Origin of the sequence: Sorangium sp. So ce385, assembly GCF_051474135.1 — a bacterium.
GTDB lineage: Bacteria > Myxococcota_A > Polyangia > Polyangiales > Polyangiaceae > Sorangium > Sorangium cellulosum_D.
Genome location: NZ_CP150337.1, coordinates 1550584 through 1573732, shown reverse-complemented (window position 1 = coordinate 1573732; position 23149 = coordinate 1550584). Strand labels below are relative to the sequence as shown.

The window sequence follows — 23149 nt, the reverse complement described above, 5'->3', positions numbered from 1 at the left end:
GCCGCTGCCGAGCGGCGCGGCCCCCGTCGGGGTGAACCGGCCCGCTACCGGCAAATACCCGTGACGCACATCTGTCCGTCGGGACAGACGGTGCCGCAGGCTCCGCAGTTGCCCTCATCGTTGCTCAGGTTCACGCAGCGGCTGCCGCAGTACGCCAGCCCCGCATTGCAGGTGCACTCGCCGGCGGTGCAGAAGGAGCCGCCGCCGCACACGTTGCCGCACGCCCCGCAATTGAACTGATCGAGGTTCGTGTTGGTGCAGAGCGGATCGCAGTAGGTCTGCCCCGTCAGCGGGCAAGTGCAGGCGCCCGCCTGGCAGGTCGAGCCCCCCGCGCACGTGGCGCCGCAGGCCCCGCAGTTCGCGTTGTCGGATTGCGTATCGACGCACACGGGATCGCAGAACGTCTCGGTCGGGGCGCACGGCGATGCGCTTTCGCCGCCCGCGCCGCCGAGGCCGCCTTGCCCCCCGGCGCCGCCCACGCCGCCCTCACCGCTCCCTCCTTGGCCCCCCGCGCCGCCGGCGCCGCCCTCACCGGTCCCGCCCTGACCCCCCGCGCCGCCGGCGCCGCCAGCGCCGCCCTCGCCGCTCCCTCCTTGCCCTCCCGCGCCGCCTAGCCCCCCGGTGCCTCCCTGGACGTCTCCACCGCTCCCGGCGTCCCCTCCAGCGGCGCCGCTCGTGCTCGAGGCGGCGTCTGACGTGGTGCTCGTCGCCTGGCTGCTCTCGCCGCCGCCGCACCCGACCACCGGTACCGAACAGACGACCACGCCCGCCATCCAACCCAGGATCCCCATGCGTACGCGCGCACGATGCATATCGTCCTCCAATGTAAGTGGAGCAGTGCTCAAGCTCGATTCTGTTCTGGGGAGTCACCACGACTCCCACGTACCGCTGTTGCGGCGGGCCGCGCGCGCGGCTCAGCTTTTCTCATCTCCCGTCCGGAGAAGCGACGATATCTGTTGGGGAAGCTACAGCGCACCCAGGCCGAGGCCCTCCGCTCGAGCCATCGAGTAGCCCCCATGACATATGCAACGGTGTTTCCGCAGGAGAGATGAGCCAGGACACGGGCTGACCGGTCCACCCGTGCTCGCGGCGAAGAGGCGCCATACCCCAGCTTGCGACATCACGTCGGAACCGGTCGACGACCGGAGTCGGAGGCGCACATGCAGCGATGTGCGCCGCTCCGAGCGCAGGCTTGGCCTCCTCGCGCGATTCGGCAGTACCTGGATCGCTGACGTGCGGGCCTGGTGGTACCAGCGATCGAGCGGCCTCCGCCGCGCGGCGGGCGGTCCCCGCCCCGTGGTGATTCAGGAGCAGCCGCGGAGGTGTCCCGCGGACGGGGAGCGACGTCGAGGGATCAGCAGCCCGTGCTCTGCGAGACCGTGAGCGTCGCGCTGTAGGCGTCGGGCGAGCCCCCCTGGAACACCACCACCTGCGTGGTCGCCGCCCCGACGAGCGCGCTGACCGGCACCTCCCAGACGTAGACGTCGTCCGTCGTGGAGACCAGCGGGGAGACGCCGCTCACCTGGATCCACGCCCAGCCCGGGCCGACGTACCGGTACAGCGCGCCGTTCTCGATCATGTGATCGACGCCGGCGGGCTGCCCCGGAGGGAGGTGATAGCCGGTGGCCGTGTCGTTGTCGCTGTCGATGAACACGCGGTGATGGGTGAACGGATCCACGTACGCGGCCTCGTACCGCGCGACCGAGGCGCTCAGGCACGAGGACGGGCTCAGGATCGACGCCGCGGCCGCCGCGGGCGTGGTCACGGTCAGCGCGTCGCTGAGGTCGCTCACGTTGCCCGCCGCGTCCCAGGCCTTGACCTGGAATCCGTAGCTCGTGGACGGCAACAGGCCGGTCACCGTCAGCCGGTTGTCGTAGGTCGTCCCGATCGAGACACCGTCCTTGAACACCTCGTAGCCCGCGGTCGCGACGTTGTCCCAGGGGTTGTTCCACGTCAGGGTCGCGCGCGCCGTCGAGGTGCCCGACACGGCCGTCGCGCCGAGGCCGTCCGGCGGATCCGGCACGAGGGTGTCGTCGACGCCGGCCGCCTCGACCAGCTCGGCGTCCCAGTAGGCCGGGAGGGTGTCCCAGGGATGGCCGAGCGCGGTCCCGTTCGCGTCGAGGACGAGCTGGTCGTCGGTGACGTACACGAAGCCGGCGTTCTGCTGCTTGCTGCGCGCGACGACCGCGGCCATCGCCGCCGCGTCCGGCACGTCGTAGACGAGGTGCCAGAACTTCTCGGGATTCGCGCTCTCGAGCTGCCATGGCGCGGTCGGGAACGCGTCGTCGTCCATGTACGTGGCGTAGCTGCCCTCGAACGTAACGATCGTATCGGCGATATCCTCGTAACACGGCTCCACCGGCATGCCGGGATTGAGGATGATGTACGCCCCGGGGTAGTTGTCGCTGATGTAGTCGCTGACGGCCGCGTACAGGTCCACGTGGAGGTCGGGATCGGCCGCGGTGCCGCACTGCGCGGTGACCTGGTCGAGGAAGATGCCGTCGACGCCGTACGCGCCGTAGAGAGCGAACCAGTCGTCGATGTCCTGTTGAATCTGCGCTGTCCAGTCGGCCACCGAGCTGCCGCCGCCCCCGGGGCCGTCGGGCCTGGTGGCGTGCGGCGCCACCGGCGGGAAGCTGAAGCCGTAGTAGCCGGTGTCGACGTACGCGATGGCGAGGGCGCCCGCGTCATGGATCTTCGCGATCGCGTCGGCCCACGCCTCGTGGAACGGCGCCTCTGGCTTCGACGCGCTGCCGTTGACGACGACGATGTCGCTCGTCGGGACGTTCTGCGCGAGCCGCGCGAACATCTCGGCCCCGCCGGCGGTGTCCGGCCCCCAGTACGCCGGGATCGCCGTGCGCTGGTGGGCCGCCTCGTTCGGCGCGGCCGCCGCGGGCGCCGGCGCCAGCAGCGCTGCTCCGGCGAGCGCGGCCGCCGCCGCGCCCGGGGGGTTCCTGTGCTTCCAGGTCATCTCGGCCTCTTCTTCAAGCAAGAAAGTCGACAATGGATGATTCCGGAGCTCCCGAGGCGTGCCGGGGAGGCCTCCAGACATCGAGCCTGCGGCAGCCTACCGGCAAACGCTGCTCGGTCAAGCGACGATGGCGAGGCAGATCCCTCGCAGGGGCGGTCGCGAGCGGCGGAGCTCGCGTTTTCGCCGGGAAAAAGAGGCGCCGGCGGGGTTCTTTGAAGTAGTGCAAAGACCCACGCCCGCCCTGAGCTGTAGTACGCTCGGACGATGCGGATCTTCTTCGGCGGTGTCCTCATCGTGCTGTCCTCGACCGCGTGCTCCTCGAGCGCGGGGGCGCCCGGCGGCGCGGACGGCGCCGGGGGTGGCGCGACGGCGAGCGCGGGCGCGTCCGGCGGCGGCGCGCTCCTCCCTGGCTGCCTCACCCCGGCCCCGAGCGAGTGGCCGACGGCGGAGACGACCGGCGTCCCGCCGGGCACGCCGCCGCTCGCGCCGATCGCCGACACGATGCACACCGAGCGCGAGGGCCAGGTGTTCGATGCGGTCGAGCTCTTGGGCCGGCTCTACGTGGACCACCCGAACGTGACCATCCGGAGATCGCGCCTGGTGGGCGACGAGTATTACGCGGTCTACACGACGATCGAGGACGCGCACCTGACCATCGAGGACTGCGACATCACCGGCGGCCTGCTGCTCACCGATCACAGCGTCGCGCGGCGCAACCACCTGCACGCCGGCGACGGCAAGGGCCGAGACGACGGCTTCATCTTCGGCGCCAGCCATGTCGTGCTCGAGCACAACCTCATCGACGGGCTGCTCGGCGGCGCGGGATCGCATATCGACGGCATCCAGGTCATGGCCGGACAGGACATCGTGATATGCCACAACTGGATCGACCCCTCGGCGCCGCCGGTCGACGACGGCGGCGTGAACGCCGCGCTCTTCTTCGGCCCCGACAACGGGCCCATCTCGGACGTGGTGGTGAGCCACAACCGGCTGCTCGGCGGCGGGAGCTGGTACACGCTCCGCCTCGACTGCGGCGGCACCATCGACGTGCGCGGCAACCGCTTCGATCGCGACGTGATGGGCAGCCCGGTCCTGAACAACGGCGACCCGCCCACGACCTGGGAGGACAACGCGTTCGACGACGGCACGCCGATCCCGGCCCCGTGATGGGGGAAGGATGACGTGCCCTGTTCACCCCGCCCGACGCGGGGATCGCCCGCGACGACCGCTGCCGGAGAGGGCTTATCCGCCGTCTGCCGGCGCGCCGTCCCCGGCCCCCGCCCCCGCCCCGGCCCCGGCCCCCGCCCCGGCCTCGCGCGGCCGCCTGCGGTAGAGCAGGCGGTTCACCGGCAGCCCGTCGGCGATGGCGTGGTGCTCGCGGGGGCTCCTGGCGCCGTAGGGGTTCTCGCCGAGGTGCGGCGAGCCGGGCGCGTCGCCCGCCGGCTCGAACGCCGGGTGCGCGCCGATCTGCTCGGCGTACAGCGCGGCGCGCTCCTCCACGTCGGTCTGCACGAACAGCTCGCCGCCGTCGACCAGCAGGCGCGCGAGGCTGTCGAGCAGCGCCGGGCCCATCACCAGGCGCTTCTCGTGGCGCTTCTTCCACCACGGATCCGGGAAGTGCAGGAAGAACCGCGCGATCGACGCGTCCGGCCGGAGCCGCCCGAGCGCCTCGCGCGCGTCGGCGTTGAGCGCCCGCACCCGGCCGCCCAGGCCGCCTTTGCGCAGGCGCTCGTCGACGATCGCCGACCACTTCAGGCGGATCTCCAGCCCGAGCAGCCGCGACGCGGGGCTCGCCGCCGCGCGCTCGAACAGGAAGCCGCCGCGGCCGGGGCCGATCTCGATCTCGACGGGGCCCGTGCCCGGGAGCAGGTCGTCGATGGAGACGTCGTCCCCGTCGGGGAAGCGGGGCGCGTCGGCGTAGGGGTGGTTCGGGCGCGGCTGGAAGACCATGGAGCCCCGGCGCTCTACCAAATGCCGGCCACGCGCGCGCGGGAAATCGCGGCCCCGGGGCGGGGGCGCGGTGGTATTCGTCGGGCCCCATGGCGGCCCCCCAAGCGCCCTCCCTGCTGCGCGCCCTCGCCGCGCGCGCCCTCCCCTACGCGCCCGCGCTCGCGGCGAGCGGCGCGCTCGGGGCGCTGTGCATCCGGGCGGTCCTCGATCAGGCGGGGCGCCCGGCGCTGCCGCTCGACGACGCGTTCATCCACATGCAGTACGCCCGGCGGCTCGCGGAGGGCGGCTTCTTCAGCTTCGTCGCCGGCGAGGGGTACTCGACGGGCGCCACGAGCCTGCTCTGGCCGGTGCTGCTCGCCCCCTTCTACGCGCTCGGCCTGCGCGATCTCTCGCTGGTCTACGCGATCTGGGCGCTCGGGCTCGTGTTCCACGCCGCCCTCGCCGTCGAGACCGCGCGCCTCGCGCGCCCCCTCGCCGGCCCCGCCGCGGCCGCCGGCGCGGGCGCGATGTGCGCCGGGTTCGCGGCGTTCGCGTGGTTCGCGTGGAGCGGGATGGAGACGGTCGCCTTCGCGTGGGTCCTCACCCGGACTGCCCGGCTGGCCGCCGGGCTGCTCGAGCCGGCGAGGGGGGAGGCGCAGGCGGAGGCGGCCGAGGGCGTCGGGGAGCTTGCGATGCCGGCCGGGTCCGATGCGATGCTGGTCGGGTCCGAGGCGACGCTGGCCGGGTCCGAGGCGACGCTGGTCGGGTCCGCTGCGATGCTGGGCGGGTCCGCTGCGATGCTGGGCGGGTCCGATGCGACGCCGGCCGGCTCGGCTGCACCGCCGGCCGCCTCTGCCCTGCTGCCCTCCGCCGAGCGGCCCCCCGCCGCGGTCGCCCGCGCCCTCGCGCTCGCCGGCTTCGCGGCGCCCCTGCTCCGCCCCGAAGGCGCGCTCGCCTCCCTCCTCGCCGCGCTCGCGCTCGCCGTCTGGGCGGCCCGCCCGGCGCCGCCATCGCCCCTCCCGGCGTCGCCGCCCCCGACGCCCTCCGCGCCGCCCCGCCGCGGCAGCGCCATCCCCCGCCTCTTCGACCGGCGCCTCCTCGTCCTCGCGCCGCTCCTCGGCCCGCTGGTCGTCCCGGCCTTGAACCAGCTGCTCGCGGGCCACCCGACCTCGTCGACGACCACGGTCAAGTGGCTGCTCGGCAACCCCAACTACGACGGACCGGCGCTCCGGGACGCCCTTCTCCAGAACCTCCGGCTGCTCGTGACGGACGTCCTCGACGGCGGCCAGTGGACCGCCGTCTTCCTCCCCGAGGGCTCCGCCGTCGTCATCGCCCTCGGCGCCGTCGCGCTCGCCGTCGCCGCGCACCGGCGCGGCCGGCCCGCGCACGCCGCGATCGTGGCCGCCCTCGCGCTCGGCGCGCTGCTGCCGTGCACGTACCTGAGCTTCCTCTGGAACCGCGTGCGCTACGTCTGGCCGTTCGCCCCGGCGTGGCTCGTCATGGCCGCGTGCCTCGCGCGCGAGCTCGGCGACGCCGCCCAGCGGGTCCGGCGCTCGCTCCACTACGTGACGCCGCTCATCGCCGGCGCGTTCGCCGGCGCCCTGGCCGCGCGGCTCCCGTGGGCCATCCACGACCTCGCCAACTCCGCGCGCGCCATCGACCGGCAGCAGGTCTGGCTCGGCCGCTGGGCCGCGCAGCACCTGCCCGAGGGCGCCCGGATCGGCGTCAACGACACCGGCGCGCTCGCCTACTTCAGCGGCCGCAGGACCTTCGATGTCGTCGGCCTGACGACCGAGGGCGAGGCGCGCTACTGGGTGGCCGGCGCGGGCTCCAGGTTCGAGCACTACGAGAAGCTGCCGCCGGAGCGCCGGCCGACGCACTTCATCGTCTACCCGCACTGGATGGCCTGCGCGCCGGTGCTCGGCCGCGAGCTCGTCGACGCCACGGTGGAGGATCAGGCGATCCTCGGCGGCACCACGATGATCGCGTACGAGGCGCGGTGGGACCTGCTCGGCTCCGGGGCGAAGCCGGTGCGGTCGGCGCCTGGCGAGCGGATCCTCGATGAGGTCGACGTGTCGGATCTCGAGTCGGAGGAGGCGCATGGGTATGCGCTGGAGCCGCTCGCCGACCAGCGCAATGTGGCGGTCGCGCTCGCGGCGCCGGAGAGCGATGCGCCCGGGGAGGTCGACCGGGCGCGCGCGGAGATCGCCGACGGCGGGCGGTATTATCGGGCGGCCGATCGGTTCGTCGTCCACCTCGCTGCGCCGCCGGCCGAGGCGCGCCTCGTGATGCGGGTGGCCTCGGACGACGGCGCCGAGCTCGCGATCTCCGTGGCCGGCGAGGAGGCCGGGACCGTCGAGGTGCCGGCCGGGACGTGGGTGGAGCGGGCGGTGGCCCTCCCCGCCGCGCGCCTCGCCGGGGCGACGCCGATCGCGATCACCGCGCGGCGCGGGGCCGGATTCCACGCCTTCCATTACTGGATCGTGGGGCGCTAACGCGCATGTCACGCTGAACGGTAGGTCGTGCCCTTGTCAGGCCCACGCCGGCCGCGCTTCACGATGAGCTGCCTCGGGTCACTTGGCCGTGGGGCCACGCAGGTGTCCTCTGACAGCATTTCGTTCTGCCGCGCGGGTACGTCACGGAGGCTGCCCGGTCGACTGGAGGGCGGCCACGAGGACCACCCAGAGCTTGCCCTTGAGCTCGGGTTCACCAGAGACCGTGGCGAGCGTGTGTGCGCACCCCACCAGCCAGTAGCCGGCATCATCGTCGAATGGCGCCGGCTCATGCGATGCATTGTAGATGACCTTCGCAGCGTTCTCCGCGACGTGGAGGACGGCTTCATAGATCCTGTCGGACCGGTCGCGGGGAGCATGCTTGAGGGTCAGCGCCCGAACGCCGCGGAAGGCCTCGTGCGCTTCGCGCCATCGGGAGCCGTCTTGGGCGATTGAAAGGACGCGACCGATGGCGGGCGGGACCGCCGGCAACAACTGGCAGCTCGTCGCCAGAAGCTCGGCTGCCAGCCGGACGCGACCTTGGTCGGACAGGGACTCGTAGATCGTCCAGCCGACTCGCATGGCGTCTCCCGAGTCCCATTGCGCTCTCACCACATCAATAGATATCGAAGCCACCATTCGCGCCCCACCGGACCAGCATGAACTCGATTCGGCTTGATTGAGTTTCGGTGCCAGACCAACAAGCAAACGAGGACCATCCCGCGGCTTCTCCGTCCCTACAACCCGCGGCTCCGGTCGCTTCGGCAGCGCCGACGTGCCGGATAATAGCAGATCCATGCAGCGCGACGACGACTGCGCCGCTACGCTGGTTTCCGGAGCTCTCGCTCACACCGGGTCGCCTCTCCCGCTGGATTGTTCGGTCCGCCATCTCTTCGCAGCGATCGACAGAGCGGTGACGGTGTGACCTTTGCGCTCCGAGTACGTCAGAAGGGTCCTCGCCCCACTCTGCCACGCTTCCTTTTTCGAGCGCGCATACTCGGCAGCCGCGTCCTCATGCGCCCGCAGGAAGTCCCGAAGGAGGACGTTTTCGTGCCAGAGGCTGGCCCCCCACTCGACGACCGCAAGGTTGGTGTCGTGCGCGCCTCTTCGTCTGAAATACTCGCGTCCGGCTACGCCAGCTTCGCCGAGGTACTGGTACCCGAGCGCCTCGAGTGCTCTCCTGTCATGCGCGGCCAGCGGCCACTCGAGAGGCGCGACGAGAATGTCGATGATCGGCTTGGCCGCCATTCCGGGCACCGAGGTGCTGCCAAAGTGCTGCACCTCTCGGATCCGCGCGCCGAGAGCGTTCGACAATTCATCCGCATCTGCGGTGTACCATATCGGCCAGCGGGGGTCGTATTCGACCACCCTGATCGGCTCATCGATCTCATCGCTATTTCTGCTCATGCGGTGCATATTTGTTTCTATCCCCGGATCTGCGCATCCGGCCGATGCTGCGGCACCGCATATGAGACGCGACGGGTACGGGCGGCGAGACTCCGGCAGAGGGAGCCGGCTCTCATCGAACTTGGAAGGCGAGGCTGGGCGTCGCTGCGTACGGTGTCCGGAATATCGCGCCGGTTCTCGCAGCAGTTGCAGCTTTCCTCATGGTTGTGCCCAACGCCGAGATCATCCGAGATACCGTCGCGCGTCAAGGGCAGGTGCCGCCGGCGGGGATCCTCATAGCTCAGGACAGGGGGAGGGGCCCCTGCGTGCCGTGACCGCCCACGCATCGCCATGGCTGCACGTCTTGTCCGCGCCGCACTACGGCCACCTCCGCTCGGCCTCAGGGATGGCGCGTCTCGCACGGCATGTCGGTGATCATCGCGTCCCGCGGCCGATCGGTGAAGACCGCGGCCACGTGATCGCCCGCGTTCACCGTTCACCGCCGGCCCACGCGCCGATCTGGGCCGCGCTCGCCTGCGCGTCGTAGACGTAGCGCCCGCCGAAAAGTCGAAGGCCCAAGGGCTGCCACCCTCGGGCCTTCTGGAGCTCCGCCTACCGGAGTCCCCCTCCTTCATCACAAGCCGGGCTCCAGGTCCAGAAAACGGCGGCATGGAGCCCCTTGCTCTCGTCCGCCTACCGCCTCGCCCAGTGCACCGGCTGCCGTGTCCAGCTTCGCCTCTGCCGTCGCTGCGATCGCGGCCAGCGCCTGTGCCTCGACTGCCGCCCGCTGCGGCGTCGTGAGTCGCTCCGCCGCGCCGGCGCCGCCTACCGGACCCGGCCTCGGGCTCGGCGCCTCCAGGCCGCTCGCCAGGCCCGCTACCGCGACCGGCAGCGCAACAAGTTCTCCGCGCAGAAAGTGACGCATCACGGGGTGACGCAAGCCGCGGCCGCGTCGACGTCCCAGCTCGCGCCGGAGATCACCTCCGGCCGAAAGGACAACGATGACAATCGAATCCGAGATGTCGGCCGCTGCTCGCTCTGCGGGGCGCGGCTTCCGCCCTGGGCCCTGCGCGAGCGACGCGCGCGGCCAGCGCTTCACCGACGCGCTCCCCGCGTCCCACGAGGGCCTCCGCGGTGACCGGAGGCGGCGGTGATCGCCAAGGAGAAGGAGGCGGAGATCCTGCGCCTCTACCATGGCGAGAAGTGGCCCGTCGGCACCATCGCCGGCCAGCTCGGGCTGCACCACACCACCGTGCAGCGCGTGCTCGGACAAGCGGGCGTCGATCCGAAGGTCGTCGCGCCGCGCCCGTCCATGGTCGACCCCTTCGTGCCCTTCATCGTCGAGCAGCTCGGCAAGTATCCCTCGCTACGCTCCAGTCGCCTCTTCGTTATGCTGAAGGAGCGCGGCTACCCGGGCGGTCCCGATCATCTGCGCCGGGTGATCGGCCGTCTCCGCCCCAAGAAGCCGGCGGAAGCATTCCAGCGGCTGCGCACGCTGCCCGGCGAGCAAGCGCAGGTCGACTGGGCGCACTTCGGCAAGCTGGCTGTCGGCCGGGCTCGGCGCCCGCTCTGGGCCTTTGTCATGGTGCTCAGTTACTCGCGGCGCATCTTCCTGCGCTTCTTCCCGGGCGCGGCGATGCCCTTCTTCGTGCGTGGGCACGTCGAGGCGTTTGCCGACTTCGGCGGCGTCCCGCGCGTGCTGCTCTACGACAACCTCAAGAGCGCGGTCGTCGAGCGCCACGGCGACGCGATCCGGTTCCACCCCACGCTGCTGGACCTCTCGGCGCACTACCGCTTCGAGCCGCGCCCCGTCGCCGTCGCCCGCGGCAACGAGAAGGGCCGCGTCGAGCGCGCCATCCGCTATATCCGCGAAGCCTTCTTCGAGGCCCGGACGTACGCCGACCTGGGCGATCTCAACCGACAAGCGACCGAGTGGACCAGCGCCGCGGCGCTCGACCGCTCCTGGGTCGAGGATCGCGCGCGTACCGTGCGTCAGGCCTTCGACGACGAGCGCGGCGTGCTCTTGCGGCACCCCGACACGCCGTTTCCCGCCCACGAGCGCGTCGAGGTCGAGGTCGGAAAGACCCCCTACGCGCGCTTCGATCTCAACGACTACTCGGTCCCCCATGACCGGACACGCCGCACGCTCGTCGTCCTCGCTGACCTCGACCAGGTGCGCATCGCCGACGGCAACGTGATCGTCGCGACCCATGTCCGCTCGTGGGACCGCGGCCAGCAGATCGAGCAGCCCGAGCACCTCCAGCGCCTCGTCGAGGAGAAGCGCCGCGCCCGCGAGCACCGCGGCCTCGATCGGCTCGCTCGCGCCGCCCGCAGCAGCCAGGCCTTCCTGCGCATCGTCGCCGAGCGCGGCGACAACATCGGCAGCACGATCGTCCGGCTTCTGCAGCTGCTCGATGCCGTCGGCGGCGCCGAGCTCGAAGAGGCCCTCGTCGAGGTGCTCGAGCGCGACACCATCCACGTCGGTGCCATCCGCCAGGTGCTCGACCGCCGCCGCTCCGAGCGGTGCCTGCCGCCTCCCGTCTCGATCCCCGTCACCCGCAGCCAGCACGCCGCTCTCGTCGTCACGCCGCATTCGCTCGCTACCTACGACGCCCTGAAGATGGACCCCACGCCATGACCGATCTCACGCCCACTGAGACCAAAGACCGCCTCAAGAGCCTCGGCCTCTTTGGCCTGCTCGCCTGCTGGGAGCAGCTCGCCGACAAGCCCTGGCTTCGCGAGGTGCTCGCCATCGAGGAGCGTGAGCGCCACAAGCGCAGCCTCGAACGCCGCCTGAAGAACTCCCGCGTCGCCGCCTTCAAGCCCATGACCGACTTCGACTGGTCGTGGCCCAAGAAGATTGACCGCGAGGCCGTCGACGAGCTCTTCAGCCTCGGCTTCCTCACCACCGGCCATAACGCCGTGCTCGTCGGCCCCAACGGCGTCGGCAAGACCATGATCCTCAAGAATCTCGCCCACCAGGCCGTCGTCCGCGGCCACACGGTCCGCTTCTCGACCGCGAGCGACATGCTCGCCGACCTCGCGGCGCAAGAGTCCTCGGTAGCACTCGCGCGAAGGCTCCGCCGCTACACGGTCCCCGCGCTTCTCTGCATCGATGAAGTCGGCTACCTCTCCTACGATAGCCGCTACGCCGACCTGCTCTTCGAGGTCGTCACCCGTCGCTACGACGCGCAGAAGCCGCTCCTGCTCAGCACGAACAAGGCCTTCGCTGACTGGGGCCAGGTCTTCCCGCACGCCGCGTGCGTCGTCACGCTCGTCGACCGGCTCGTGCACCGCGCCGAGGTGATCGAGATCGAGGCCGAGAGCTACCGGCTCAAGGAAGCCAAGGAGCTGAACGCCATACGCACCAAGCAGCGCCGCAGCAAGAAGCACTGAGCGGCCTCTTCACCGGTGAACTTCACCGGCATCGGGCGCGGACCTCACCGGTGAACTTCACCGGCACCCGGCGTGCTCTTCAACGGCATCGGGCGCGGATTTCACCGGTGAACTTCACCAAAATGCCGCGGGTTGCCGCGATCATCTACACACGGCAGGCGGGACGAAGCGGCGCGCGCCCACGGTGCCCCGCAGCGGGTGCGGCGGCTCAGGAGGTTGCAGCGCAAGGCCGTGTTCCGGCGGCCGGGGCGCTTCGGCGCCCGCTCCGACGAGAGCGCCGAGCCAGCTCGATGAACTCCGGGGTCTGCCCGGCGGCCGCGAGGTGCTCGAGCTTCCGTCGCACATCCGCCAGATCGGCGGGGAGCGAGGCCTGGGACTGGGGGGGAAGGGTTCCCCTTGGTGGGGCTCCTCCTGACTTGCCCGAGTCCGGCGATCTCGCTCACGTCGAGCCGTTCCCCCGATTCACCCTTGCTGAAATTTTTCAGGTCACACGCAGGTCACAGAGAGAGAGAGAAGAGACGGCTCTAGCCGTGTCTCGGTGGTGGAGGCACCGGGAATCGAACCCGGAGCTGAACCTGAGGACCGAATGCGCGAGAGATACGGCGATCGCTGCGTCGGACGCGTCGGAGCGGTGTTAGAGGCCATCGAGAGCTCGATTCCTATCGTATCCCCGAGTGCCCTCTCGTGGAGCCCCGTGCCCTGACGTCGGGGGACACGGAGGTCACACGGCGGCGAACGCGCCCGGGGGGCTGCCCGCAAACGAGGCCTTCCTGTCGATTGATCCGTTGTGGGCGTAACGACCGGCGGGTGGCCGTACGACTCCGCCGAGCTCGTTCCCTGGTGATCGTTCCGTGGTGGCCCGCGGCTCGCTTGGGCGGCGCGCATGCGAACACATCATCTCGCCTCAGCAACGTTGCTCTCCCTCTCGTGTGCGCTCGGTGCTGCCTCGTGCGTCCTGAGCCCGGGAGCGACGTGGGAGACGGACGACGACACCGAGGCCTGGCTCACGGCCATGGCCCGCGGTGTGCGGGACAGCCAGCAGGACTTGGCCGAGTCGGAAAGCCCCGAGTTCTTGGCCATGCCACAGGCGACGGATGTCATACCGGATGCGGCTCCGCGCGGCAGATGCGAGGACGCCTGTATGGCCTACTATGTCGTTATCGACAGGTTCTGCTCGCAAGTTCCAGTGAAGTGGAAGATTCGCTGCCATCTCGCGAAAGCTTCTGGAAATGCTGCATGCCACGCACGTTGTCCCTGACGACCCGGTTGACGGGCTGGGGTAAGATCGGGTGCTATGATGCCAGCATGGACATCATCGGCGAACGGAAAGTTGTCTTTCGGCCAGCCGGAGCGGAGCAAGAGCGCGAAATTTCCCTTCGCGTCGGCCGACCTCAACAGCGGCCGGATGACGGCTGGGAGGTCCAGATCGACATCTTGGATCCAGAGAAACCGTGGAAACTGCCGCCAGTGTGGGGAACCGATGGGCTAGGGGCGGTCATCCTCGGCATCTTCGCGCTCTCCAAGTATGTCGAGTGGTACACCATGAGGGGGCGGCTGACGTTGCCCGAGCACGGAGAAATCGCGTTCCCCGAATGGGCACTCCTGCTGGAGACGAGCACGCCGCCGGCTCCTGCCCAGGGGACAACGCCGGCCATGGATGATGAGGCGGAGGGGTAGGATTCCGATCTACTCGCCCCCGTTCAGGTCTCCGCGGCCCGCGGCAGCGAGGGAGCGCGTCCGCGTGAGCACCGACCTCGCCGATCTGGACCGCTGGGGCGGTCGAGCCGTGGTCGTCAGCGACGCCGGGGAGCCCCTCACCACGAACGGCGTTAAAGCGCGTCCCAGGAACGCCGAGCACCGTTCCGTGGAGCCTGGCCCTAACTATTGCGGCGAACTTGCCCCCGCAGGAGTCTGCGACGCAGATCGTTTGTTGTGTGCAGTTCGGAAGGGAAACGACCACGTAAGTGACATAGGGCGCCAGATGTATACGTGGTTTTCTGAATCCGGGCGAATCATGGCGCTCAGTATACCGTCTTCGGATGCGACAAATATTAAAGATCCTGGTGAACGGAAGGCAAAGCTAGCCGCCGAGTTGTGACGTGTTCCGAGGTGCTTGATGGGGTTAGTTGTACGTGCCTCGGCTGTTGTTTCTGCATGTGCATGAAGGGCGTCTACTACGTGGAATTCGTCAGTGCTGCGAAGAATTCTCGCGCCAAATGCTGCAACAGTAAGATCTGCGCGTAGGACGGTGACCACCGCCCCGACGAAGTTCAGCGCGGGGCGCTCCGGCAGTTCGACGCCCGCGGCGAAGATGCGGCGGACGCCGAAGAACAGCGTGTCGATCCAGTTCAGGACCCTCGACATGGTTACGTCTTCAGGTGCAGTCCGCGGAGGACGAAGGCGTCGTAGATGCCGAGCTGCCCGGGGTCGCCGTTCCGGGTCTTGCCCTGGAGCTTGATCCGGTAGGTGCCGACCTGGGCCACCACGAGGAACCCGGAGATCGCCACCGGGGCCCGCGAGTTCCGCAGCTCGGACGCGACGAGCGCGCCCGTGGGGACCACCGTCGACGCGTTCGGCGCCGCGACGACGAGGCGGACGCGTGCCTGGTCGTTGGTGCCGCTGGCCAGGAACTCGAGCGTGAAGGAGCAGGACATTGAGCGACTCCACGTTGGGCACGTCGATACGGAAGACGCGGAAGCCGGCGTCGAGCCAGTCGACGTACGTCGTCGTCGGGGGCAGGCCGACGCTGACCTCCTCGCTGCCCACGAGGCGAGGTGCACGGCCTCGACCCGCCGGTTGCTCCGCGAGGCCATCCAGCGCCCGCGCGGTACCGGCGAAGGCGCGCAGGGCCACGTCGGCCGGCTCGCACGCCCGACGTGGCGACCTACGTCGCCCCTGCCCACCCGAAGCGTGCCGCGCGGTCGGCTCGGCCCGGAGCGGCGAGGGCATGCAGGCGGCGGTGTACGTGGGATGCTCGCCGAGCGAAATGCGGACGCGGCGGCACCGAGGATCTACCCTGCCGCCATCGTGATCCGCCTGCGCCGTGAGAGTCTCTTCCGCGCCGATGTCGCTGCGCTGGAGCGCCTCGCCCGGTGGCTCGGTCTGCCGGAGCCGCGGCGCTGGCGAACGGAGCGCGAGCGCAAGGCGAAGATCGTCGAGGCGATCGAGAGGTGCGAGAAGCGGCTCGCGAAGGTCGAGGGGGCCGGGTCACAGGTCATGACGGGCGGACGGTAGCTCGCCTGTCTTGACGAGAGAGCGGCCAGTCCGCCCTCCGCGAGGGCTCCGGGCGCGGGACTGTCATTCAGCGCCTCGTCAAGCCGAGCACCTTCCGCAACTCCCCTCTGCCGCGGTGCAGCCGCTTGTTCGTGGTGCCTGGATGGACACCGAGCTCTGCTGCGATCTCCTCAGCGGTATAGCCAAAGCGGTGCCCGCGAGCACGGCACGGAGCTGGGCCTTGAGCCGCTCCAGGCAACGAAGCGCCAGCCGGGCCTCCACCTGGCCGAAGGGCGACGGTGCATCGCTCGCAATCCCTGGGACCGCGAACGCCACGACGGCAAACGAACTCAGGTCGACGCTCGTAAGCACGGGTCGGAGCCCCTCCGGGCCAGCGCACGGCTCGCGCCGCAGAGACGACAACGATGTGGACATAATTGCAACCCGGGTTACCCGTTGACGCCGGCTTCCCGTAGGAGGACGGTGCCCGTGGGGGTGGAAGCATGGGGTACGGGCCGAAGGGGACGGCGGGCGCGCTCGTGTTGTGCGGCTGTGCCTGCGCGCTGGTCGTCCCTCCCGCGCCGGCGAGGGCGTTCGAGTTCAGCGGTGGCGTGAGCGTGGGCGGGCTCCAGATGGGGACCGGCCCGAGGCTCGCGGTGAGCCCCTTCGGCGGGTTGCTCTGGCGCCGAGAGAGCGAGCTTCAGCTCGAGCTTCACAACATGTTCAGCGTCGTTCCTGGCGCCCGCATCGGGATCTACGATCGAACGGCCATCTCCCTGGTGCACGTCTGGAAAACAGGCAAAGTCGGCCTTGGGCCAGCCCTGTCGATCTACTCGATGCCGGTGTGCGGCCTGGAGAGCTGCAACCGAGTGTTGGGGATCGCTCCGGGCGGTCACACCCAGACCGACTGGTACTTCTCCGAGCCCTTGGGCGTGTCCGTGAGCGCCAACCTGGATTGGGCCGGCGGAGATAGTCGCGTACTTCACGGTGACTGGGTGGCGATGGTCACCGCTGGACCTGTCTGGAGATTCGGGGGAGAGTCGAGATGAACAGAGCCTTTGTCGTCCTGCTTCTCGGTCTTATCGCTTGCAACTACGACGTGGGGGAGTGTTGGCTCCCCGGCGATGACCCGAGCGGCGCCGGGGGCGGCATCATCAACCCGACAGGCGCCGGAGGCTTCGGCGATGTACCGAGGAAGCCGCAAAGCACCGACGATGACGACTACTCCTACGATCTATGTAGCTCGCAACCGGCAACGTGTACGGTTACATGGAAAGCGGGCTCGGCTGCCTGCAGAGGAAGCACGTCCAGCTGCACGACCCTGTACCAGGGCCAGCATGCATCGCTCGATGAAGCCGAGGAGGAGTGCGAGAGGGTCAGCGGGGTTGGAAACGGCTCCGGAGCGCAGTCTTGTGGCTCTTGTGAATGGGGCACGAGATCGAGCTCGGACGACTGCAAAGAGGCATGCAAGGAAAAATGCGATCAGATATTAGGGCTCTGCCGTGACAACTGCCCGAGGGGCGACAAGAACTGTCTAAAGGAGTGCAGCGACGAATATAGCCGGTGCCTCAAAGACTGCGACAGGAGGTGTAAGTGATGATCGAGCTGACGTTCAAGCTAACCCCAGAAGACGGCGACCCGCGCGAAATCCTAGTGCGCATCCACGAGCCGACGCGAAACCCTCCGGAAAAAAATTGGCCTTGGGCTGTCACTGTTGACATCGATGGGCGCCCGTCTACTACATACGGGGTCGATCCTCTCGATGCAGTCGAGAACGGAGCCCATCACGCCGCGATCGTGTTGCGTGGGGTTCATGGCGATGCGCTCGATCCGCCCCTCGAGCCGCGAATGAAGGAGAGCCCATGAGCGACTCACGGATGCGCCAAGCCTCCCATGGCCGCGACCGAGGCGTACTCCGCTTCGGCTCCCTGGGTGCTGCTCGAAGACGGACGGCTCGCTCGACTCCGAGGATCAGCTTTTGGCAGGTTCTCGGTAGGTTTCCTTGATTCGAGGAGCGCCCTCCCAGCGCGTCGGTGGCGCTCGCCCCTCAACGCGCCGCCAGCGCGAGGAGGCAGGCGCGCAGCTCCTCGGCGCACTCGGGGCACTGGTCGAGGTGCTGCGCGGCCTCGCGCAGCGCCTCCGGCACCGGGGCGCCCTCCGCGACGAGCTCGGCGTACTGCGCCGCGTACTCCAGCCATTCATCGCACGTCAGCTCGTCGGGCTTCGTCGCGAGGACGGCCTTGGCCAGATCGCGGATCTCTTCCTGGGACAGGCGCTTCATGGCGCTCCTCTCGAGGGCATCCCTCCCTGGGACGGGGTATCGAACGCTTCCCTTACGTCGTCCTCGCCGAACCCGGCCGCTGCGAGGCCTTCTCGCAGCTTGAGGCGAGCGTCGTGGGTCAGCTTGTACAGGGCATTCCGCGTCGTCCCGAGCTGCTCGGCGATCGCGGCCTGCGGCATGCCCCTGAGCTCGGCGATGAGCGCCCGGCGCTGCCGATCGGTCAGCTCGGTCTCGAGCACCTGATACAGCGCGGCGATCATTCGCTCCCTGGCCACGTGGGCGCTCGCGTCCGGGGCCGCGATCGGGATCGGCCCGCCCGCGCTCTCGGTCAGCTGATCCAGCGACACGTCCTTCCAGCGCGCCCTCCGCAGCTCGGTGAGCGCCACGCGGATGGAGATGGTGATCGCCCAGGTGGTGAAGCGGCTGGCGCCCCGGAAGGAATCGAGCGCGCCGAGCACCTTCAGCGTGGCGTCCTGCGTCAGGTCGTCGATCACAGCGTCCCCCACGCCGGCACGGCCGGCGAGCGCCCTCCGCAGGCCTCCCCGCACGACGTGCCGCAGCTCGGCGACAGCGGAGCTCGCCTGCGCCTCGGGCTCGCGCAGGAGCCGCAGCCACTCCTCGTTCGTCCGCTCGCTCATCCGGTCGCCTCGAAAAGAGTCTCCCCGCGGAAGTAAGGACCGGAGCCCCCACGGCGTCCCATGGACCGAGAGCGGGCCGCCGACGAGGCGGGCCCGAGAGACCGAATCCACGAGGGAGAGACCACCATGTCGACCACCGACCGTACCGCCCAGCTCGCCGACATCCACGTCACGAAGCGCGCGGAGCCCACCCTAGCCGAGTGGGGCGTCCGGATCGAGGCCCTCGGCGGCCGCCTGCTCCGCGCCGGTCTGGCGCTCCCGCTGCTGTGGATCGGCGGCATGAAGTTCACAGGGCTCGAGGCGCAGGCGATCCGACCCTTCATCGAGAACAGCCCGCTGTTCGCGTGGACGTATCCCGTGCTGGGCATCCAGGGGATGTCCAACCTGCTCGGCATCACCGAAATCGCGATCGGGATCGCCATCCTCTCCCGGCCGTGGTCCGCTCGGATCGCGGCGGTCGGCAGCCTGCTCGGGGTGCTGACGTTCCTGAGCACGCTGAGCTTCCTGATCACGACCCCCGGGGTGTGGGCCGATGACATCGGCGGGTTCCCGGCGATCGGCGCGCTCGGTCAGTTCCTGATCAAGGACGTGGCCCTGCTGGCGATCTCGGTCTGGTCCCTCGGGGAGGCGCTCGGCGCTGCACGTCGCGAGGCGTAGGACCGACGGCGCGACCATCGCGACGAGCGTCCGTCCATCGGGTCGAGACCCAGCACCCGCGCCGTCCGAGGAAGAATCCATGACGGGCCACGGTGCCCGGAGAGCAGTGATCCGCGTCGACCCTCGCGAAAAAGCGTTGAACACTCCGGCGCGATCCGGGCACGGACGGGGAGCCGTCGCCCGTCGCTCCTCACCAACCGTCCGGCTCCTTCGCTCATGAAGGCCCGGCTGCCCGGAGGTCTCATGCCCGCTTCATCGCGTTCGCGTTCGCGTTCCGCCGCCCGAGCCTCGCTGTCCGTTCTCGCCGTCGCCCTCGCCCTCCCTGGCGTCGCCTCGTTCACCGGCTGCTCGGGGGGCGACGAGCGCACGGAGCCCGTGGCTACCGGGAGTAGCCCCACGTTTCACAAAGACGTCGAGCCCATCCTGCAGAGGAGCTGCATGGGCTGCCACTCCGCGGGCAACATTGCCCCCTTCAGCATCACCTCGTACGACGACGCCAAGGCCGTCGCGGCGCTCATGGTCCAGGCGACCAGGGCGGGCACGATGCCGCCCTTCGCCGTGCGCGACACGGACGAGTGCTCGACCCGCCACGCGTGGAAGGGCGACATCCGCCTCTCCGACGAGGAGATCAGCACGCTGGAGGCCTGGAACGAAGCCGGCTGCCCCGAGGGAGATCCGAAGGACGCGCCCGCCGCGTTCGTGCCGAAGAGCCCCGACCTGCCGGGCGCGACCCTCGAGGTTCATCCGAAGGAGCCCTACGTCACCTCCGGCGAGCGGGACGAGTTCCGCTGCTTCGTCATCGATCCCGAGCTCGCCGAGGACCAGTACCTGAATGGACTCCAGGTGGTGCCCGGCAACAACAAGGTCGTTCATCACGGGGTGATCGCCATCGATCCAACGCGGTCGATCGCGGACCTGGCCGGCCCCGACGGGAGCTTTCCGTGCGGCGAAGGCGAGGTCGAGGAGGGCTCGATCCTGGGGGATCTCCAGGTGCTCGTGGCCTGGGCTCCCGGCGCCGACCCCATCGATCTGCCCGACGGGGTGGGTCAGCTGATCCCGAAAGGGTCGCTCCTCCTGATGCAGGTCCACTACCACCCCGCCGGCACCACGGCCGACCCGGACCTGACGCGCCTCCAGCTCAGGCTCACCAGCGAGAAGCCGAAGTACGGCTTCCTGTACCACATGATCGGCAACTTCCAAGAGCCGGTCAACGAGCTTGGCTTCGGGCTGCTGCCCGGGCCGGGCGACAAGGACGGCGTCGAGTTCCTCGTCCCCGCGGACAGCAAGGCTCACGTGGAGACGCAGCAGTTCACGGTCCCGGCCGCAGACTCGCCGGTGGCGCAAGCGATACCGATCCCGCCGGGCACGCGCGTCTATGGCCAGCTCCTGCACATGCACTACCTGGGCTTCGACCAGAAGGTGACGGTCACGCGGGCGAACGGCTCGCCCGATCAACCCGAGGAGGAGTGCCTGGCGCACGCGCCGAAGTGGGAGTTCGCCTGGCAGCGCTCGTACGCGTACGACGCGCCCATCGAGTCGCTGCCGACGCTCGAGCCGGGCGATGTGCTCCAGATCCGGTGCACGTACAACAACTCGACGGAGAACCCCTACGTGGTCAAGGCGCTCAAGGAGGCTCACATGACCTCGACGATCGACGTGGCCTACGGCGAGGGGAGCACGTTCGACGAGATGTGCGTCGCCGGGCTCTCGCTCGTGTACCCGATGCCCTGACGCGCGCGTCGCCACCCACGCCGAGCGTCGATGCGCGCGGTCGCTTCAGGTCGCTGCGCACCCGCCTGGACAACCATGTCGGCGCCTCGGCCGAAGCCGCTCACGGACGCCGCCGGGCGTCCAGCCGCACTGGGATCACGGTCGCGCGGGCGTCACTGCGCGCGCGCTCAGCCAGCGCGCCGCCCGGGCGCGGCGCAGCGCGCCACCCCGAGCCCCGCAGGGGAGCGAGAGGGCGCCGCGGGACAGCGCGGCTGGCCTGGTGAGTCAGAAGACCCCCGATACCGCATGAATCCACGAGAACGAGCGCAAAACCCGCTCCCCGGCCTCAGCCGTTGTGATACATCGAGGACACCTTGTCCGACGCGCTCACTCAGGTTCACGCGCTGCTCGACCTGCGCGACGACAGCCCGGACAAGGGGCCGCGCGAGAGGGCCGCTGTCGACCTCCTGCTCTTCGAGCTCGGCCCGGTGACCTTCGCCCTGAGGGCCCAGCAGGTCGAAGAGGTGATCGCATGGCGCACGCCCCTGCCGCTGCCGCGCGCCGATCCGCGGGTGATGGGCATCCTCCAGGACCGCGGCAGGATCATCGTGATCGTGTCGGCCCCGCTCGCCGAGCCGGAGGCCGCGCCGCTCCGCATCGTCGTCTGCCGCACGCAGCGGGGTTACCTGGGTTTGCCCGCCGGCAAGACGCGGTGTGTTGCCGCGGTAAAAGTGTTCGGAGAGCTCGCGCCGAAAGCTGTGGTCGACACCAGCGAGGGAGTAGTAACCTTCCTCGACGTGCTCCACCTGCTCGACGCTTCCGAGGGCGCGCCGCAGCCGTCCGTCGCGCCGCGCGACGATCCGTCCGCCTGGTTGGGTCGATGAGCGATCCGAGCTCCCGATCTCCCACGACGAGGCCGAGGCCCCCGGCCGATCCGGTCGATGACGCGGGGACGCCCACGAGCACGTTTCCGCCGCCGAGATCGCCGTCGAGCGCGCCGCCGAGCCCGCCGGTGCTCGTCATCGACGACAGCGAGATCGCCCGGGAGGAGGTCTCCCGTTTGCTGCGCTCGGCCGGCTTTCAGGTGGTCGCGCTCCCCTCCCCCATCGGGGCGACCCAGGCCATCGTCCGGCATCAGGCGCGGATCGTCGTCGTCGACGTCTTCATGCCGACCATCCGCGGGGACCGGCTGCTCACCCTGTTCCGGAAGAACCAGCGGCTCGGGCACCTCAGCGTCATCCTGATGTCCGGGCACTCCGAGCGTGAGCTCGAGCAGCTGCAGATGGAAGTCCAGGCGGACGCGGTCCTCTCGAAGCGCAACCTCGATCGCCTGCCAGCCCTCGTCCGGCGCCTCGCCGGCAAGGAGCGGTGACGTGGGGGCCGTGGTCGCCATGCTGCACGCCGGGGTGCGATGCGCGGTGCCAGCGCAGCAGGTGCTCCTCGCCGAGGGCGGCCCCGCGCCCGAGCCCGGCGCCAGCCTCTGGGGCGACCCCGCGCCCGAGCCCGGCGCCAGCCTCTCGGGCGACCCCGCCCCGGGCCGCGCGGCGGGCGCGGCCCCCGAGCCGGCCACGCGGACCGTGCGCCTGTCGACCGGCGGCACCCCCCGGGCGATCGCCTGCGCGCGCCCCCGGCTCGCGCAGGTCGACCGGGAGCGCGTGTGGCCGCTGCCGGAGCTCCTCGCCGAGATCCTGGCGCTGCCCCACGTCGTCGGGCTCGCCGAGATCGACGGCGCCCTGCACTGGGTGGTCGACGCCCGCCGCCTCCCCGACATCGGCGCCTGATGCGGCGCCCATCGAAGATCCGTTCGCGGTCGTTCAAGGCTGACCAGAGACCCATGGCGTTTCCGAGCTCCTCGATTCGAATGCTGATGGCCCTCCTGCTCGTCACCACCGCGAGCGCCGAGGGCCGCTCGGCCGCTTCCGTCCCGTACGAGCTGAGGGGCGCCATCCTCCTGCGTTCGATCGGCTACGAGAGCGGGTTCGCGAGCCGGAAGGGCGCGGCCGTGCTCGCCGTCGTCGGGGGGGAGTCGGGCGAGAGCGCGGAGGACGCGAACGCGATGGCCGCCGTGCTCTCGAAGCTGGCCGCGAAGACGACCGTGGCCAGCCGGCAGGCGACCGTCCTGCGCGTGACGTACACCGGAAAGGCCCAGCTGCAGGAGGCGCTGCGCGCCGGCGGCGCCGAGGTGGTCTACGTGGCGCGCGGGCTCGCCGCGGCCATCCCCGACATCCCGCCTCGCGAGGGCGCCGTGGTCCGCATCGTCGTGTGCGGCGACGGCGACGACACGAAGCGCGGCTGCGCCGTGGCCGTGGCGCTCGCCGGCACCAAGCCCGAGCTCCTCCTGAACGTGAAGCACGCCAACGCCATCGGCCTCCGCTTCGATCCGCAGTTCCTCCGGCTCGCCCGCATCGTCGACTAGGGCCCTCGCGACCCCGGCCGCCGGCCGGCCGACACGGCGCGTCGCCCCTCTCAGGATTCA

24 protein-coding genes are annotated in these 23149 nt (G+C 70.1%); 14 read left to right on the top strand and 10 right to left on the bottom strand.

What is annotated here, in order from left to right; translation table 11 throughout:
• Window positions 1-44 precede the first annotated feature (44 nt).
• Entirely contained in the window at window positions 45-812 is a 768-nt protein-coding gene (locus tag WME83_RS05880; RefSeq protein WP_437318268.1) for an MXAN_6577-like cysteine-rich protein, read from the bottom strand.
• 542 nt (window positions 813-1354) lie between these two features.
• Window positions 1355-2971: a spherulation-specific family 4 protein gene (locus WME83_RS05875; RefSeq protein WP_437318267.1), complete on the bottom strand. Its 1617-nt coding sequence runs from the start codon at window positions 2969-2971 to the stop codon at window positions 1355-1357.
• Between the two features lie 264 nt (window positions 2972-3235).
• Between WME83_RS05875 and WME83_RS05870 the strand changes: the two genes are divergently transcribed.
• Complete coding sequence (locus tag WME83_RS05870; RefSeq protein WP_437318266.1) at window positions 3236-4138, top strand: right-handed parallel beta-helix repeat-containing protein; 903 nt, start codon at window positions 3236-3238, stop codon at window positions 4136-4138.
• A 75-nt stretch (window positions 4139-4213) separates the two neighbouring features.
• On the opposite strand, the gene trmB is transcribed toward WME83_RS05870, so the two are convergent.
• Window positions 4214-4921, bottom strand: coding sequence for a tRNA (guanine(46)-N(7))-methyltransferase TrmB (gene trmB, locus WME83_RS05865; RefSeq protein WP_437318265.1), 708 nt, complete (start codon window positions 4919-4921; stop codon window positions 4214-4216).
• A gap of 89 nt (window positions 4922-5010) precedes the next feature.
• On the opposite strand from trmB, the gene WME83_RS05860 reads away from it, so the two are divergent.
• Entirely contained in the window at window positions 5011-7395 is a 2385-nt protein-coding gene (locus WME83_RS05860) for a hypothetical protein (protein WP_437318264.1), read from the top strand.
• A 141-nt stretch (window positions 7396-7536) separates the two neighbouring features.
• On the opposite strand, the gene WME83_RS05855 is transcribed toward WME83_RS05860, so the two are convergent.
• A complete protein-coding gene (locus WME83_RS05855) occupies window positions 7537-7974 on the bottom strand; it encodes a hypothetical protein (protein ID WP_437318263.1) in 438 nt (145 codons plus the stop codon).
• 264 nt (window positions 7975-8238) lie between these two features.
• On the bottom strand, window positions 8239-8799 hold the full coding sequence (locus tag WME83_RS05850; RefSeq protein WP_437318262.1) for a GrpB family protein: 561 nt from the start codon (window positions 8797-8799) through the stop codon (window positions 8239-8241).
• Window positions 8800-9928: 1129 nt separating this feature from the next.
• Here WME83_RS05850 and istA point away from each other — a divergent pair.
• From istA to WME83_RS05835, 3 genes are all read left to right on the top strand, one after another.
• A complete protein-coding gene (gene istA / locus WME83_RS05845) occupies window positions 9929-11416 on the top strand; it encodes an IS21 family transposase (RefSeq protein WP_437314541.1) in 1488 nt (495 codons plus the stop codon).
• Window positions 11413-12174 carry an ATP-binding protein gene (locus WME83_RS05840; protein WP_437314540.1) on the top strand — a complete coding sequence of 254 codons (762 nt, stop codon included), beginning with the start codon at window positions 11413-11415 and terminating at the stop codon, window positions 12172-12174. Before istA ends, WME83_RS05840 begins: the two co-directional genes overlap by 4 nt.
• Window positions 12175-13479: 1305 nt before the next feature.
• Window positions 13480-13851, top strand: a complete 372-nt coding sequence (locus WME83_RS05835) for a hypothetical protein (protein WP_437318261.1) — start codon at window positions 13480-13482, stop codon at window positions 13849-13851.
• Between the two features lie 204 nt (window positions 13852-14055).
• Here the strand turns inward: WME83_RS05835 and WME83_RS05830 are convergent, their stop codons facing one another.
• Both WME83_RS05830 and WME83_RS05825 read right to left on the bottom strand, forming a co-directional pair.
• On the bottom strand, window positions 14056-14538 hold the full coding sequence (locus WME83_RS05830; RefSeq protein WP_437318260.1) for a hypothetical protein: 483 nt from the start codon (window positions 14536-14538) through the stop codon (window positions 14056-14058).
• A gap of 2 nt (window positions 14539-14540) precedes the next feature.
• Entirely contained in the window at window positions 14541-14828 is a 288-nt protein-coding gene (locus tag WME83_RS05825) for a hypothetical protein (protein ID WP_437318259.1), read from the bottom strand.
• Between WME83_RS05825 and WME83_RS05820 the strand changes: the two genes are divergently transcribed.
• On the top strand, window positions 14812-15408 hold the full coding sequence (locus tag WME83_RS05820) for a hypothetical protein (RefSeq protein ID WP_437318258.1): 597 nt from the start codon (window positions 14812-14814) through the stop codon (window positions 15406-15408). The genes WME83_RS05825 and WME83_RS05820 overlap by 17 nt on opposite strands.
• Before the next feature lie 67 nt (window positions 15409-15475).
• Here WME83_RS05820 and WME83_RS05815 read toward each other — a convergent pair whose 3' ends face one another.
• Window positions 15476-15892, bottom strand: coding sequence for an RNA polymerase sigma factor (locus WME83_RS05815; RefSeq protein ID WP_437318257.1), 417 nt, complete (start codon window positions 15890-15892; stop codon window positions 15476-15478).
• On the opposite strand from WME83_RS05815, the gene WME83_RS05810 reads away from it, so the two are divergent.
• Both WME83_RS05810 and WME83_RS05805 read left to right on the top strand, forming a co-directional pair.
• Entirely contained in the window at window positions 15891-16436 is a 546-nt protein-coding gene (locus WME83_RS05810; RefSeq protein WP_437318256.1) for a hypothetical protein, read from the top strand. The two genes, WME83_RS05815 and WME83_RS05810, sit on opposite strands and share 2 nt — an antisense overlap.
• 547 nt (window positions 16437-16983) lie before the next feature.
• Window positions 16984-17253, top strand: coding sequence for a hypothetical protein (locus tag WME83_RS05805; RefSeq protein ID WP_437318255.1), 270 nt, complete (start codon window positions 16984-16986; stop codon window positions 17251-17253).
• Between the two features lie 181 nt (window positions 17254-17434).
• On the opposite strand, the gene WME83_RS05800 is transcribed toward WME83_RS05805, so the two are convergent.
• Together WME83_RS05800 and WME83_RS05795 are read right to left on the bottom strand one after the other, a co-directional pair.
• Complete coding sequence (locus tag WME83_RS05800) at window positions 17435-17668, bottom strand: hypothetical protein (RefSeq protein ID WP_437318254.1); 234 nt, start codon at window positions 17666-17668, stop codon at window positions 17435-17437.
• On the bottom strand, window positions 17665-18306 hold the full coding sequence (locus WME83_RS05795) for a sigma-70 family RNA polymerase sigma factor (RefSeq protein ID WP_437318253.1): 642 nt from the start codon (window positions 18304-18306) through the stop codon (window positions 17665-17667). The genes WME83_RS05800 and WME83_RS05795 overlap by 4 nt, the downstream gene beginning before the upstream one ends.
• 126 nt (window positions 18307-18432) lie before the next feature.
• Here WME83_RS05795 and WME83_RS05790 point away from each other — a divergent pair, with 126 nt between their 5' ends.
• The 6 genes from WME83_RS05790 (at window position 18433) to WME83_RS05765 (ending at window position 23089) form a co-directional block, all read left to right on the top strand.
• Window positions 18433-18963, top strand: coding sequence for a YkgB family protein (locus tag WME83_RS05790; protein ID WP_437318252.1), 531 nt, complete (start codon window positions 18433-18435; stop codon window positions 18961-18963).
• 438 nt (window positions 18964-19401) lie between these two features.
• On the top strand, window positions 19402-20694 hold the full coding sequence (locus WME83_RS05785; RefSeq protein WP_437318251.1) for a hypothetical protein: 1293 nt from the start codon (window positions 19402-19404) through the stop codon (window positions 20692-20694).
• Between the two features lie 353 nt (window positions 20695-21047).
• Window positions 21048-21557: a chemotaxis protein CheW gene (locus tag WME83_RS05780; RefSeq protein ID WP_437318250.1), complete on the top strand. Its 510-nt coding sequence runs from the start codon at window positions 21048-21050 to the stop codon at window positions 21555-21557.
• Window positions 21554-22045 (top strand): response regulator, encoded by a 492-nt coding sequence (locus tag WME83_RS05775; RefSeq protein ID WP_437318249.1) that lies wholly within the window; start codon window positions 21554-21556, stop codon window positions 22043-22045. The genes WME83_RS05780 and WME83_RS05775 overlap by 4 nt, the downstream gene beginning before the upstream one ends.
• A 1-nt stretch (window position 22046) precedes the next feature.
• The gene (locus WME83_RS05770) at window positions 22047-22454 is read left to right on the top strand and encodes a hypothetical protein (protein WP_437318248.1); all 408 of its coding nucleotides are present in this window, start codon (window positions 22047-22049) and stop codon (window positions 22452-22454) included.
• A 53-nt stretch (window positions 22455-22507) separates the two neighbouring features.
• On the top strand, window positions 22508-23089 hold the full coding sequence (locus WME83_RS05765) for a YfiR family protein (RefSeq protein WP_437318247.1): 582 nt from the start codon (window positions 22508-22510) through the stop codon (window positions 23087-23089).
• Window positions 23090-23149 lie beyond the last annotated feature (60 nt).

Bases quoted from the DNA above. Each gene is read 5' to 3' on its own strand.
- WME83_RS05850 (WP_437318262.1), bottom strand. From the start codon at position 8,799: ATGAGCAGAAATAGCGATGAGATCGATGAGCCGATCAGGGTGGTCGAA.
- WME83_RS05815 (WP_437318257.1), bottom strand. From the start codon at position 15,892: ATGCTTCCACCCCCACGGGCACCGTCCTCCTACGGGAAGCCGGCGTCA.
- WME83_RS05795 (WP_437318253.1), bottom strand. From the start codon at position 18,306: ATGAGCGAGCGGACGAACGAGGAGTGGCTGCGGCTCCTGCGCGAGCCC.
- WME83_RS05790 (WP_437318252.1), top strand. From the start codon at position 18,433: ATGTCGACCACCGACCGTACCGCCCAGCTCGCCGACATCCACGTCACG.
- WME83_RS05785 (WP_437318251.1), top strand. From the start codon at position 19,402: ATGGGCTGCCACTCCGCGGGCAACATTGCCCCCTTCAGCATCACCTCG.
- WME83_RS05835 (WP_437318261.1), top strand. From the start codon at position 13,480: ATGGACATCATCGGCGAACGGAAAGTTGTCTTTCGGCCAGCCGGAGCG.
- WME83_RS05825 (WP_437318259.1), bottom strand. From the start codon at position 14,828: ATGTCCTGCTCCTTCACGCTCGAGTTCCTGGCCAGCGGCACCAACGAC.
- WME83_RS05765 (WP_437318247.1), top strand. From the start codon at position 22,508: ATGGCGTTTCCGAGCTCCTCGATTCGAATGCTGATGGCCCTCCTGCTC.
- WME83_RS05840 (WP_437314540.1), top strand. From the start codon at position 11,413: ATGACCGATCTCACGCCCACTGAGACCAAAGACCGCCTCAAGAGCCTC.
- WME83_RS05805 (WP_437318255.1), top strand. From the start codon at position 16,984: ATGATCGAGCTGACGTTCAAGCTAACCCCAGAAGACGGCGACCCGCGC.
- WME83_RS05810 (WP_437318256.1), top strand. From the start codon at position 15,891: ATGGGGTACGGGCCGAAGGGGACGGCGGGCGCGCTCGTGTTGTGCGGC.
- WME83_RS05830 (WP_437318260.1), bottom strand. From the start codon at position 14,538: ATGTCGAGGGTCCTGAACTGGATCGACACGCTGTTCTTCGGCGTCCGC.
- WME83_RS05800 (WP_437318254.1), bottom strand. From the start codon at position 17,668: ATGAAGCGCCTGTCCCAGGAAGAGATCCGCGATCTGGCCAAGGCCGTC.
- WME83_RS05880 (WP_437318268.1), bottom strand. From the start codon at position 812: ATGCATCGTGCGCGCGTACGCATGGGGATCCTGGGTTGGATGGCGGGC.
- WME83_RS05870 (WP_437318266.1), top strand. From the start codon at position 3,236: ATGCGGATCTTCTTCGGCGGTGTCCTCATCGTGCTGTCCTCGACCGCG.
- trmB (WP_437318265.1), bottom strand. From the start codon at position 4,921: ATGGTCTTCCAGCCGCGCCCGAACCACCCCTACGCCGACGCGCCCCGC.
- WME83_RS05855 (WP_437318263.1), bottom strand. From the start codon at position 7,974: ATGCGAGTCGGCTGGACGATCTACGAGTCCCTGTCCGACCAAGGTCGC.
- WME83_RS05860 (WP_437318264.1), top strand. From the start codon at position 5,011: ATGGCGGCCCCCCAAGCGCCCTCCCTGCTGCGCGCCCTCGCCGCGCGC.
- WME83_RS05875 (WP_437318267.1), bottom strand. From the start codon at position 2,971: ATGACCTGGAAGCACAGGAACCCCCCGGGCGCGGCGGCGGCCGCGCTC.
- WME83_RS05775 (WP_437318249.1), top strand. From the start codon at position 21,554: ATGAGCGATCCGAGCTCCCGATCTCCCACGACGAGGCCGAGGCCCCCG.